General features: G+C 71.9%; 10 protein-coding genes. 5 read left to right on the top strand and 5 right to left on the bottom strand.

Annotated elements, in window-relative coordinates; translation table 11 throughout:
- Positions 1–14: 14 nt before the first annotated feature.
- Entirely contained in the window at positions 15–1,364 is a 1,350-nt protein-coding gene (locus ASC64_RS00480) for a GH1 family beta-glucosidase (protein ID WP_308195203.1), read from the bottom strand.
- 18 nt (positions 1,365–1,382) lie between these two features.
- On the opposite strand from ASC64_RS00480, the gene ASC64_RS00475 reads away from it, so the two are divergent.
- Positions 1,383–2,066 carry a pirin family protein gene (locus tag ASC64_RS00475; protein WP_056905564.1) on the top strand — a complete coding sequence of 228 codons (684 nt, stop codon included), beginning with the start codon at positions 1,383–1,385 and terminating at the stop codon, positions 2,064–2,066.
- A gap of 211 nt (positions 2,067–2,277) precedes the next feature.
- On the opposite strand, the gene ASC64_RS00470 is transcribed toward ASC64_RS00475, so the two are convergent.
- The gene (locus tag ASC64_RS00470) at positions 2,278–3,861 is read right to left on the bottom strand and encodes an FAD-binding oxidoreductase (protein ID WP_235563455.1); all 1,584 of its coding nucleotides are present in this window, start codon (positions 3,859–3,861) and stop codon (positions 2,278–2,280) included.
- A 17-nt stretch (positions 3,862–3,878) separates the two neighbouring features.
- On the opposite strand from ASC64_RS00470, the gene ASC64_RS22435 reads away from it, so the two are divergent.
- Both ASC64_RS22435 and ASC64_RS00460 read left to right on the top strand, forming a co-directional pair.
- Positions 3,879–4,472, top strand: a complete 594-nt coding sequence (locus ASC64_RS22435; protein WP_056905563.1) for a TetR/AcrR family transcriptional regulator — start codon at positions 3,879–3,881, stop codon at positions 4,470–4,472.
- Positions 4,469–6,025, top strand: a complete 1,557-nt coding sequence (locus ASC64_RS00460; RefSeq protein WP_056905562.1) for a glycerol-3-phosphate dehydrogenase/oxidase — start codon at positions 4,469–4,471, stop codon at positions 6,023–6,025. The genes ASC64_RS22435 and ASC64_RS00460 overlap by 4 nt, the downstream gene beginning before the upstream one ends.
- Before the next feature lie 575 nt (positions 6,026–6,600).
- Here the strand turns inward: ASC64_RS00460 and glmS are convergent.
- On the bottom strand, positions 6,601–8,424 hold the full coding sequence (glmS, locus tag ASC64_RS00455) for a glutamine--fructose-6-phosphate transaminase (isomerizing) (RefSeq protein ID WP_056905561.1): 1,824 nt from the start codon (positions 8,422–8,424) through the stop codon (positions 6,601–6,603).
- Between the two features lie 65 nt (positions 8,425–8,489).
- Positions 8,490–8,750 carry a hypothetical protein gene (locus ASC64_RS00450; protein WP_056905560.1) on the bottom strand — a complete coding sequence of 87 codons (261 nt, stop codon included), beginning with the start codon at positions 8,748–8,750 and terminating at the stop codon, positions 8,490–8,492.
- A gap of 247 nt (positions 8,751–8,997) precedes the next feature.
- Here ASC64_RS00450 and ASC64_RS22935 point away from each other — a divergent pair, with 247 nt between their 5' ends.
- The gene (locus ASC64_RS22935; RefSeq protein WP_268788216.1) at positions 8,998–9,123 is read left to right on the top strand and encodes a hypothetical protein; all 126 of its coding nucleotides are present in this window, start codon (positions 8,998–9,000) and stop codon (positions 9,121–9,123) included.
- Positions 9,124–9,288: 165 nt separating this feature from the next.
- Complete coding sequence (locus ASC64_RS00445; RefSeq protein WP_056905559.1) at positions 9,289–9,858, top strand: YceI family protein; 570 nt, start codon at positions 9,289–9,291, stop codon at positions 9,856–9,858.
- Positions 9,859–9,992: 134 nt separating this feature from the next.
- On the opposite strand, the gene ASC64_RS00440 is transcribed toward ASC64_RS00445, so the two are convergent.
- Positions 9,993–11,723: a DEAD/DEAH box helicase gene (locus tag ASC64_RS00440; RefSeq protein WP_056905558.1), complete on the bottom strand. Its 1,731-nt coding sequence runs from the start codon at positions 11,721–11,723 to the stop codon at positions 9,993–9,995.
- Positions 11,724–11,791: the final 68 nt, after the last annotated feature.

Below are 11,791 nucleotides of genomic sequence, written 5' to 3'. Positions count from 1 at the left end.
AGACCCGGCCGCTCTCACAGGTGCTGGGGCTGGGCCCTGATCATCTCGGCGTACCAGTGGAACGACTTCTTGCGGGTGCGCTCCAACGTCTCGAAGTCGACGTGCACGAGGCCGAAGCGCTGGGTGTAGCCCTCGGCCCACTCGAAGTTGTCCATCAGCGACCACGTGTAGTAGCCGCGCACGTCCACGCCGCGGGTGATCGCCTCGGATACGGCGTTGAGATGGGAGCGGAGGTAGTCGATGCGAGCCTGGTCGTCCACGACGCCGTCCTCGTCCGGCCCGACGTTGTAGCTGCACCCGGACTCGGTGATCATGATCGGCGGCAGCGCGGCGCGGAAGCGGGCGCGGAACATCACGAGCCACTCGCGCAGCGCGTCGGGCACGATCGGCCAGCCGAAGTCGGTGGTGGGGTAGCCGACGACCTCACGGAAGTCGAAGGGGATGTCGGAGTCCTCGTCGGCGGCTGCGATCTTCATCGGGTTGTAGTAGTTGACGCCGTAGAAGTCGAGCGGCTGCCGGATGGTGGCGAGGTCGCCCTCGGCCATCACGTCCTCGAACAGGGGCATCAGGTCGACCGGGTAGCGGCCGAGGAGCATCGGCTCGAGGAACATGCCGTTCCACAGCGCGTCGAAGATCTTGCTCATCCCGACGTCGGCGTCGTCGTCGCTCGCCGGCCAGATCGGGGCGTGGTTGTTGGCGCAGCCGATCGACGTCGCGCCGGCCCGGCGCAGCTCGATCGCCGCGCGGCCGTGCGCCAGGAGCAGGTGGTGGGCGGCCGGCAGGCAGTCGAACAGCATCGCCTTGCCGGGCGCGTGGGTGCCCATGCCGTAGCCCAGGATCGAGGCGACGTTGGGCTCGTTGACGGGGATCCAGTGCTCGACACGGTCGGCGAACCGCTCGCCCACGAGGGCGGCGTACTCCGCGAAGCGGTCGACGGTCGCGCGGTTGAGCCAGCCGCCGTCGTCCTCGAGGGCCTGCGGCAGGTCCCAGTGGTAGAGGGTGACCATCGGCTGCTGGCCGTTCTCGAGCAGCGTGTCGATCAGCCGGTCGTAGAACGCCAGGCCCTTCTCGTTGGCCGGTCCGCTGCCGGTCGGCTGGATCCGGGGCCAGCTGAGTGAGAACCGGTAGCCACCGGTCCCCAGCTCCTTCATCAGCGCGACGTCCTCGGCGTAGCGGTGGTAGTGGTCGCAGGCGACGTCGCCCGTGCTGCCGTCGGCGACGCGGCCGGGCTCGGCGGTGAAGGTGTCCCAGATGCTCGGGCCCTTGCCGTCCTCGTGGGCCGCACCCTCGATCTGGTAGCTGGCCGTGCTCGTGCCGAACCGGAAGCCGGGCGGGAGCATGGGGAACTGATGCGGGGGGGCCACATCCGCGAAGATATCGGCATGTCAGTGGCCGTGTACGCCGGATCCGCGAGGTCGTCCGACGCCGTCAAGGGGCGCTTGACCAGGCATTCCTTCTCGTTCGGCCCGCACTACGACCCGGCGAACCTCGGCTTCGGGCCGCTGGTGTGCCACAACGACGACCTGCTCGAGCCCGCCTCGGGCTATCCCGAGCACCCGCACACCGAGCTGGAGATCGTCACCTGGGTGCTCGAGGGCGCGCTGGTGCACACCGACTCCACCGGCGCCTCCCACGTGGTGGAGGCCGGCCGGGCGCAGGTGCTCTCCGCGGGCACCGGCATCCGGCACAGCGAGGTCGCCGACCCGGTGTCCGGCCGGTGCCGCTTCATCCAGTCGTGGCTGGTGCCGTCGGCTCCCGGTGCCGAGCCGTCGTACGTCCTGGGCGAGGGGCCGCCGCTTGCTTCCGGCCTCGTCGAGCTCGCAGGTGGGTCGGGGCTGCCCATCGGCACCACCGGCGCCCGCCTGCTCGTCGCGCGCCTGGCCCCCGGCTCGTCGGTCACGCTGCCCGACGACCCCCGCCAGCACGTCTTCGCGGCCACCGGCGCGGTCTCGCTCGGCGACGTCGCGCTCGGCGCGGGCGACGCCCTCCGCGTCACCGACGAGCCCGGACGTACGGTGACGGCAACCGAGCCGGCCGAGTTCCTGGTCTGGTCGTTCGGTGTTTGATGGCTCGTCGCGGCGCGCCCGGGAGTGCAGGAGGAGGGTCGCGGCCGGAGGAGCGACGCTTGGGGTCCCCGCGGGGTTCTGGCGGAGGAGCGAAGCGGGGGAGTCAGAAGCCCGTGGGGTGAAGCGTTGCGGGGGAGGTCGCGACAACGACGACGAACGAGCGGGTTACTAGCGCCGCGACACGCGCCGTAGCGAAGCGGAGGCGCCAATGTCAGGGGAGGAGGACGCCCGGGTTGAGGATGCCCGAGGGGTCGAGCTCGGCCTTGACCGCGCGGAGGATGCGCACCCCGACCTCGCCGATCTCCTGCGCGAACCACGGCTTGTGGTCCGTGCCGACGGCGTGGTGGTGGGTGATGGTCGCGCCGGCGGCGATCATCGCGTCGCTGGCCGCGGCCTTGGCGACCTGCCACTGCGCGATCGGGTCCTCGACCTGGCGGGCGGCGACGGTGAAGTAGAGGGAGCAGCCGGTCTCGTAGACGTGGGACACGTGGCAGAGCACGAGCGAGCCCTCGCCGAGGGACGACTGGAGCGCGGCCTTCACGTCGGCGTAGAGGCGCGGCCGGTTCGACCAGAAGGTCGCGGTCTCGAGCGTCTCGACGAGGACGCCGTGGTCGAGCAGCGAGTCGCGGAGGTACGGCGCGTGGAAACGGCCCTGCACCCACTTCTTCCCCGGCTCGGTGCCGAGCGGCGTTCCCCCGAGGTCGGTGAGCACAGCGGTGACGGCAGCCCGTCGGGAGTCGACCTGCGAGGCGGTGCCCTCGTAGCCGGTGACCATCAGGCAGCCGGGGTCCTCCGCGCCACCGATCGATGAGGGGTCAGCGAGGTTGATCGCGGTCTCCGACTCGTCGGAGAGCCGGATGACCGTCGGCAGCAGGCCGTCCTGCGCGAGGGTGCGCATGGCGTCGGCGCCGGCGTCGAAGGACGGCCACCGCCAGCCCTCGTAGGTCGTCACGGCCGGCGCGCGGCGTACGCGCACCGTCACCGAGGTGATCACGCCGAAGGCACCCTCCGACCCGAGGAGCAGCTGGCGCAGGTCGGGGCCGGCGGCGTTGGCGGGCGCGGAGCCGAGGTCGAGCGACCCGGTGGGCGTGGCGGCGGTGAGCCCGACGACCATGGCGTCGAAGCGGCCGTAGCCGGCGCTCGACTGCCCGCTGGACCGGGTTGCCGCGAAGCCGCCGATCGAGGCGTGCTCGAACGACTGCGGGTAGTGGCCGAGCACCATGCCGTGCTCGGCGAGGAGGGCCTCGGCCTCCGGCCCGCGGAGGCCTGGTTCGAGGGTCGCCGTCATCGAGACGTCGTCGACGGCGAGCAGGCACTTCATCCGCACGAGGTCGAGGCTGACGAGCCCGGCGAAGCCGTCGCGCCGCGCGGCCAGGCCCCCGGTCACGCACGTCCCGCCGCCGAACGGCACCACGGCCACCCGGTTCGCGTCGGCCCAGGCCAGCACGGCGACGACGTCGGCGTGCCCCATCGGGCGGACCACGGCGTCGGGGGCGTCGGCCAGGTCGCCCGCGCGCGCCCGCAGGAGGTCGGGCGTGGACTTGCCACGGGTGCGCAGGGCGCGCGTCGCGTCGTCGGTGAGCACGTGCTCGGCGCCGAGCAGGTCGCGCAGCTCGTCGAGCAGCGGCTCCGGCAGTGCGGACGCGGGTGGGACCGCGCCGGCGACGGCGGGGCGGTCCTGCAGCCCGAAGGCCAGCTCGACGAGACCGCGCGCGGACTCGGGCAGCTCGGCGGCGAGGGCCGGGTCGCCCCAGCGCTGGGGGTGCATCTCGGCAGTGGGCTCCACGGAGGTCATGCGTTACAGTGTGACACATGTCGTCACTTCGTCACATCCCGGACGCGCGGCTCAACCTCTACCTCGACGCGGCGCGCGACTGCATCCTCGACGTGGGGTGGCGGCGTACGACGCTCACCGAGGTGGCCAAGCGGGCGTCCGTCTCGCGCATGACGATCTATCGCGCGTGGTCCGACATGGGCTCCCTGCTCGGCGACCTGATGACCCGCGAGTGGGTCGGCATCGCGGCCGCCACCCGCGTCGCGGCGGCGGACACCACGACGCCGGCCGGCATCGCAGCGGCCGCGCTCAGCACCGTGCGCGCGCTGCGCGACAACGAGCTGTTCGTCCGCATCGTCGAGCTCGACCCCGACCTGATGCTGCCCTACCTGCTGTCGCGACGCGGCCGCTCGCAGCAGGCGCTGATCGAGATCCTGGCCGCCGAGATCGAGAGCGGCCAGGCCACGGGCGCCATCCGTCCCGGCAACCCGACACTGATGGCCCGCACGCTCACCCTCGCCGGGCACGGCTTCGTGTTCTCCGCGCTGACGATGGTGGACGCCGACGTCCCGCTCGAGGACCTCGACGCGGAGTACGTCCGCCTCGTCACGCGGACGCTGGAGCCGCAGTGACCGCGCGTCGCATCACCCCGGGACTGGCCGGCCTCCCCGGCGAGGTCGACGTGGTGGTCGTCGGGCTCGGCATCACCGGCGCCGGCGTCGCCCTCGACGCAGTGACCCGCGGGTTGTCGGTGCTCGCCGTCGACGCCCACGACCTCGCCTTCGGCACCTCCCGCTGGTCCTCCAAGCTGGTCCACGGCGGCCTGCGCTACCTCGCCCAGGGCCAGTTCGCCATCGCCCACGAGAGCGCCGTCGAGCGCGGCATCCTGATGCAGGTCACGGCCCCGCACCTCGTCCACCCGCTGCCCATGCTCACCCCCGTCAACGACGCCATGCCCCGCAGCCGTACGGCGCTCACCTGGGCCGGGCTGCACGGCGGCGACGTGCTGCGCCGCACCGCCCGCACCTCCGCCCGCACGCTTCCCCGGCCCCGTCGGCTCAACGCCACCGAGGCGCTCAACCTCGCCCCGGCCCTCCGCGCCGAGACCCTCCGCGGCGGCTTCCTCGCCTGGGACGGTCAGCTCGAGGACGACGCGCGGCTGGTGACCACCGTGGCGCGCACCGCGGCGTCGTACGGCGCCGACGTCCGCACCCGCGCCCGCGCCACCTCCGCGACCGGCACCGGCGTCGAGCTCCGCGACGAGCTCACCGGCGAGCGGCGCTCGGTGCGCGCCAGGGCCGTGGTCAACGCGACGGGCGTGTGGGCCGGCGACCTCGACGACCAGGTCCGGCTGCGGCCCAGCCGCGGCACGCATCTCGTCCTGCGCGCGTCCGTGCTGCCGGAGACCCGGGTCGCGGTGATGGTGCCGATCCCCGGATCACGGGCCCGCTTCGCGATGGTGCTGCCACAGCCCGACGGCACGATCTACGTCGGCCTCACCGACGAGCCGGTGACCGGCCCGGTCCCTGACGTGCCGACGCCGACCGAGGCGGAGGTCGACTTCCTGCTCGGCGTGGTCGCCACCGCGTTCACCTCCCCGCCGACCCGCGACGACGTGGTCGGCGCGTTCGCCGGGCTGCGGCCGTTGCTGGAGGTCGCCGGTGCCGACGAGACGTCCGACCTCTCCCGCCGTCACGCCATCCTCACCTCGCGCACGGGCGTGACGACGGTGGTCGGCGGCAAGCTGACGACCTACCGCCGGATGGCCGAGGACGCCCTCGACGCCGTCGTCGCCGCGACCGGTCTCCCGGCCGGGCCGTGCCGGACCGCCGCCCTGCCGCTGCTGGGCGCCGCGACCGCCGAGGAGCTGCGCCGCAGCACCGCCCCCACCCGGCTCGTACGACGCTTCGGCACCGACGCCGACCTGGTCCTGGCCACTGCCCGCGAGGTCACCGGGCTGGCCCACGACGAGCTGCTCGCACCGGCGTCCGCGACGGTCCCGGTGACCCTCGCCGAGCTGGTCTTCGCGATCACCCACGAGGGCGCCCACGACGTCGACGACCTGCTCGACCGGCGGACGCGGGTCGGGCTCGTCGCCGCCGACCGGGAGGTCGCGGAACCACTCGCGAGACGGGCGCTCGAGCTCGCCCGCAGGCCCCTCGCGGGGCACCCTCCGGGCCAGTGACACAGGCAACAGCAAATTCCGCCGCGGACTTCTGGCGAACCTCGGACAGGACGCAGGACAGGTGGGAAGGTACTCCACGGCGCGCCCCTTGCTGACCCCATGCAGCAAGGGGCGCCCGGTCCATTTCATGGCTCGCTGCGCTCGCGTGTCGCGGCGCTCGTAACCCGCTCGTTCGTCGTCGCGGCGGCACCCTCCCCCGCTGCGCTCCTCCGGCTTTGCCGCTCCTCCTGCACTCCCGGGCGCGCCGCGACGAAGCACCCGCCGAGGGTCGGCGACCTGGCCCCTCCGCTCGCGTGTCGCGGCGCTCGTAACCCGCTCGTTCGTCGTCGCGGCGGCACCCTCCTCCGCTGCGCTCCCCCGGCTGCAGCCCTCCTCCTGCAGGCGCCGTCGCGCCGCGGACCTCACCACTATCAGCGGCCGGGTCCCGCCCCACCCGCTGGTCGAGGAGGTCGCGCCGCGGACAGCACACCGGCCGTGAACCCACGCCGCGGGTGGGGATTGATCTCGATTCGGTCCCGGATCGACCTGGCTCCTCAGCCACCGCGCGCGGAGCGAGCGCCATCCAACACAGCCCCCTACTCGACGGTGACCGACTTCGCGAGGTTGCGGGGCTTGTCGATGTCGTGGCCGAGGTGGAGCGCGGCGTGGTAGGCGAGCAGCTGGAGCGGGATGGTCAGGAGGATGGGGTCGAGCTCCGGCTCGTTGCGGGGCACGACGATGGTGCGCGCCGCGACCTCGCCGAGGTCGACGTCGGCGTGCGTGATGACCACGAGCGGGCCCTGGCGCGCGTCGATCTCGTGGAGCGCGCCGACGTTGCGGTCGGTGAGCTCGTCGTGGGGCACCAGCGCGACGGTCGGCACCTCGGGGTCGATCAGCGCGAGGGGACCGTGCTTCAGCTCGGAGGTCTGGTAGGCCTCGGCGTGGCGGTAGCTGATCTCCTTGAACTTCTGCGCGCCCTCGCGCGCGACCGGGAAGCCGCGGACCCGACCGATGAAGAAGAGGCTGCGCGCCTCGGCCAGCGACTGCGCGACCTCGATCATGGCCTCCTCGCCGGCGAGGATCTCCTCGATCTGGCCCGGCAACCGCTCCAGCCCGGCGACCAGCCGCTTGCCGTCGGCGATGGACAGGTCGCGGACCCGGCCGAGCTGCAGGGCGAGCAACGCGAAGCCGAGGAACATGTTGGTCAGCGCCTTGGTGCTCGCGACCGCGACCTCGGGCCCGGCGTGGAGGTAGATGCCGCCGTCGCACTCGCGCGCGATGGCGGACCCGACGACGTTGACCAGGCCGACGCAGCGCCCGCCCTTGCGGCGTACCTCCTGGACGGCCAGCAGCGTGTCGATGGTCTCCCCCGACTGGCTCACCGCGACGTAGAGCGTGTCGGGCTCGATCACCGGGTCGCGGTAGCGGAACTCGCTGGCCGCCTCGGCGTCGGCAGGGATGCGAGCCAGCTCCTCGATCAGGCCGGCGCCCATCTGTCCGACGTAGTAGGCCGAGCCGCAGCCGAGGATCTTCACCCGGCGCACGGCGCGGAGGTCGCGCGCGTCCATGTCGAGGCCGCCCAGGTGGGCCGTGCCGAAGCGCTCGTCGAGCCGGCCGCGCAGCACCGCCTGCGCGGTGGTCGGCTGCTCGAGGATCTCCTTGCGCATGTACGACGCGTGGTCCCCCGCCTCGTAGGCCGCGGCGTCGATGTCGACCTCCGAGGCGGTCTTGCCGGTCGCGGCCAGGTCGGTGTGCCGCATCGTGCTGAAGCCTGCGGCGGTGACGGTGGCCATCTCGCCGTCGTCGAGCATCGCGACGGTCGTGGTGTGCCGCACGATCGCGGCCAGGTCCGAGGCGACGTACATCTCCTTGTCGCCCACACCGACGACGAGCGGGCTGCCGTTGCGGGCTGCCACGATCCGGTCGGGGAAGTCCGCGTGCAGGACGGCGAGACCGTAGGTCCCGACGACGGCGCGGAGGGCGTCGCGGACCTTGCCCTCGAGGGTGTCGGCGTCGCTCCGCGCGACCAGGTGGGCGATCACCTCGGTGTCGGTGTCGCTGGCCAGGGCGACCCCGGCGTCGGTGAGCTCGGCGCGCAGCGCGGCCGAGTTGTCGATGATCCCGTTGTGCACCACGGCCACCCGGCCGAGCTCGTCGGTGTGCGGGTGGGCGTTGACGTCGGTCGCGGGACCGTGGGTCGCCCAGCGGGTGTGGCCGATGCCGGTCGAGCCGGTGAAGCGCTTGGGCAGGGCGTCCTCGAGGTCACGGACCCGGCCGGACTGCTTGGCGACCCGGATCCCCCGCGAGCCGATGACGGCGACGCCGGCGGAGTCGTAGCCGCGGTGCTCGAGCCTGGTCAGTCCTTCGAGGACGACCGGGGCGGCGTCCTGGCGGCCGATGTAGCCGACGATTCCACACATCGTGCTGGGTTCCTGTTCTCTCGGTGGTCGAGGTGCGAGCGGAGCGAGCCTCGAGACCACGGGTCCTACCCGTAGACGATGCGGCGCAGCTGTCGCTCGGAGAGCTCCGGTGGCGCGACGACGCGCTCGCGGAGCTCCTCGGCGATCTGCGCGAAGATCTCGGGGTTCTTCGCGCCGTACGTCTTGAGGCTGGCGTGGCGTGCCCGGACGTACTCCTCCACCGGCTGGGCGTGGAAGGCGATCACGTCCTCGATCACCCGCGCCGCCTCCCCGGGCGTCAACGACGTGGTCGCGACGACGTGGGAGACAAGAGCGGGGTCGGGCACCGCACGATCCTGCGGCCCGACACCCGCGAATGACAAGTTCCTGCCCGAAATCGGGCAGATCAGCGTCCTTCGAGCCCGATATGCGCACCAGGGCCGCGTCCCTTGCGTCCCAGGTGGAGCCCCGCGTCGGTGAAGGGACGCTGACGGCCTCCCAGGTGGAGGATCCAGCGCGATCCTGAGCGAAACGGTGGAGCGCAGGTGGGGACGTGATACCTTGGGTGAACAGAAGGTGAACGGGAGGTGTCACATGAGCAAGCACACGATGACGAGTGCACCGGTCTGCACGTGGGTGGCCGTCACGGATGCGACGGGTCGCACCCGCATGGAGGCACGCTGGTCCGTTGCGACCGCAGCCCAGACGCAGGCCGCCTGACAGTTGGCCGCAGGCCAACGAGCCACGTCCCCGCACGGGGGCGTGGCTCGTCGCCTGTCCCCCGGTCGGCAGAAACTTCCGTCCGTCGGGAATGAACGGTCCTGGCTGCTCGTTAGACTGGTTGAAAGTTCTACCAACCACCCTCTGCCTCTGCCAGGAGCTCTCATGACCACCGGATTCGACGCCCCCACCACCGCCATCGACGACATCTCGGGTGACTACACCCTCGACGTGAGCCACAGCCGTCTCGGCTTCGTCGCCCGCCACGCCATGGTGACCAAGGTCCGCGGCCAGTTCGGCGCGTTCACCGGCACCGCGACCATCGACGCCGCCACCCCGAGCAGCTCGAAGGTCGACCTCAGCATCGACGTGGCCTCCATCGAGACCGGCAGCGCCGACCGCGACGGCCACCTCAAGTCCGCCGACTTCTTCGACGTCGAGACCTACCCCACGATCACCTTCACCTCCACCGACGTGAAGCGCGACGGCGACGACTGGGCCGTCACCGGCGACCTGACCATCAAGGACGTCACGAAGCCGGTCACCATCGAGTTCGAGCAGACCGGCTCCGCGGTCGACCCGTTCGGCAACACCCGCGTCGGCTTCGAGGGCGAGACCACCATCAACCGCAAGGACTGGGGCCTGACCTGGAACGCCGCGCTCGAGACCGGCGGCGTCCTCGTGTCCGAGAAGATCAAGCTCGAGTTCGACGTCTCGGCCATCAAGAACGCCTGATCACCGACCGGGCACTTCGTCCCCGTCACACGCCGACGCCCCGTCCCCCACTCGAGGGGGACGGGGCGTCGTTGCTTCTCCCGGACCGGGACGAAGTGCCCGCTCACCCGCCCGGACGGGGACGAAGTGCCCGGTCAGCGCGGGTTCTTGCCCTTGTAGCCGCCGGAGCTCTTGCGGTGGCCGCCACCGGGACGGCCGCGGAACGGGCCGTTGTCGGGCTTGATCTCGATGAGCTTGCCGGAGATGCGGGTGTCGGCGAGCCGGTCGAGGGTGCCGGGGGGCAGGTCCGCCGGCAGCTCGACGACGGAGAAGTCCGGCTTGATCGAGATGTAGCCGAAGTCGCCGCGCGAGAGCCCACCCTCGTTGGCGAGCGCGCCGACGATCTGGCGCGGCTCGACCTTGTGCCGCTTGCCGACCTCGATGCGGTACGCCGCCATCGGCTGGCCGCTGCGCGACTCGCGGGGGCCGCGGTCGGCCTTGCCGGCGTGGCTCGCGCGCTCCTCGAAGGACCGCTGGCGCGGCTCGGGCTCGGGCTCGAGCAGCAGCGGCTGCTCGCCGTGCATGACGGCCGCCAGAGCGGCGGCCACGTCGACCTCGGAGACGTCGTGCTCGCTGACGTAGTGGGCGACCACGTCGCGGAAGAAGTCGATGCGCTCGGGCTCGGTGAGGGCCTGGGTGATCTGGTCGTCGAAGCGGCTCAGGCGGGTGGCGTTGACGTCGTCGACCGTCGGCAGCTGCATCTGGGTCAGCGGCTGGCGGGTGGCCTTCTCGATGGCGCGGAGCAGGTGGCGCTCGCGCGGGGTGACGAAGGCGATCGAGTCGCCGCTGCGTCCGGCGCGGCCGGTGCGGCCGATGCGGTGGACGTAGGACTCGGTGTCGGTGGGGATGTCGTAGTTGACGACGTGGCTGATCCGCTCGACGTCGAGGCCGCGGGCGGCGACGTCGGTGGCGACGAGGATGTCGAGCTTGCCGGCCTTGAGCTGGTTGATCGTGCGCTCGCGCTGCACCTGGGCGACGTCGCCGTTGATCGCCATCGCGGAGTAGCCGCGGGCGCGCAGCTTCTCGGCGAGCGTCTCGGTCTCGTTCTTGGTGCGGACGAAGACGATCATGCCCTCGAAGTTCTCGACCTCGAGGATGCGGGTGAGGGCGTCGACCTTCTGCGGGTAGGACACGATCAGGTAGCGCTGCGTGATCGAGGAGACCGTCGACGTCTTGCTCTTGACCGTGATCTCGACCGGGTCCGCGAGGTACTTCTTGGAGATGCGGCGGATCTGCGCCGGCATGGTCGCCGAGAAGAGCGCGACGTGCTTGCTGTCGGGAGTGTCGGCGAGGATCGTCTCGACGTCCTCCGCGAAGCCCATCTTGAGCATCTCGTCGGCCTCGTCGAGGACGAGGAAGCGGAGCTCGCTCAGGTCGAGCGTGCCCTTCTCGAGGTGGTCCATGATGCGACCCGGGGTGCCGACGACGACGTGCACGCCGCGTCGCAGGGCGGACAGCTGGACGCCGTAGCCCTGACCGCCGTAGATCGGCAGGACGCGCACGCCCTTCATGTGGGCGGCGTACTTCTCGAAGGCCTCGGAGACCTGGAGCGCGAGCTCACGGGTCGGCGCGAGCACGAGGGCCTGCGGCGTCTTCTGCGACATGTCGAGCTGCGAGAGGATCGGAAGCGCGAAGGCGGCCGTCTTGCCGGTGCCGGTCTGCGCCAGGCCGACGACGTGGCGTCCCTCGAGCAGGGGCGGGATCGTCAGGGCCTGGATCTGCGACGGGGTCTCGTACCCGACGTCGGCCAGGGCCTTGAGGACCTCGGGCGCGAGACCGAGGTCGGCGAAGTTCTGCTCGGGTGCTACGGGCTGCTCGTCACTCACGCGACAACGGTAGGGCCTCCGGGGGCAAACTGGCATTCCGCGGGCGGCGGATAACCCCGCGACAGCGT

Origin of the sequence: Nocardioides sp. Root122 (assembly GCF_001425025.1) — a bacterium.
In the GTDB taxonomy this organism is placed as follows: domain Bacteria; phylum Actinomycetota; class Actinomycetes; order Propionibacteriales; family Nocardioidaceae; genus Nocardioides.
This window is presented reverse-complemented; position numbering and strand designations above follow the sequence as displayed.

Bases quoted from the DNA above. Each gene is read 5' to 3' on its own strand.
- ASC64_RS00475 (WP_056905564.1), top strand. From the start codon at position 1,383: ATGTCAGTGGCCGTGTACGCCGGATCCGCGAGGTCGTCCGACGCCGTC.
- ASC64_RS00470 (WP_235563455.1), bottom strand. From the start codon at position 3,861: ATGACCTCCGTGGAGCCCACTGCCGAGATGCACCCCCAGCGCTGGGGC.
- ASC64_RS22435 (WP_056905563.1), top strand. From the start codon at position 3,879: ATGTCGTCACTTCGTCACATCCCGGACGCGCGGCTCAACCTCTACCTC.
- glmS (WP_056905561.1), bottom strand. From the start codon at position 8,424: ATGTGTGGAATCGTCGGCTACATCGGCCGCCAGGACGCCGCCCCGGTC.
- ASC64_RS22935 (WP_268788216.1), top strand. From the start codon at position 8,998: ATGAGCAAGCACACGATGACGAGTGCACCGGTCTGCACGTGGGTGGCC.
- ASC64_RS00445 (WP_056905559.1), top strand. From the start codon at position 9,289: ATGACCACCGGATTCGACGCCCCCACCACCGCCATCGACGACATCTCG.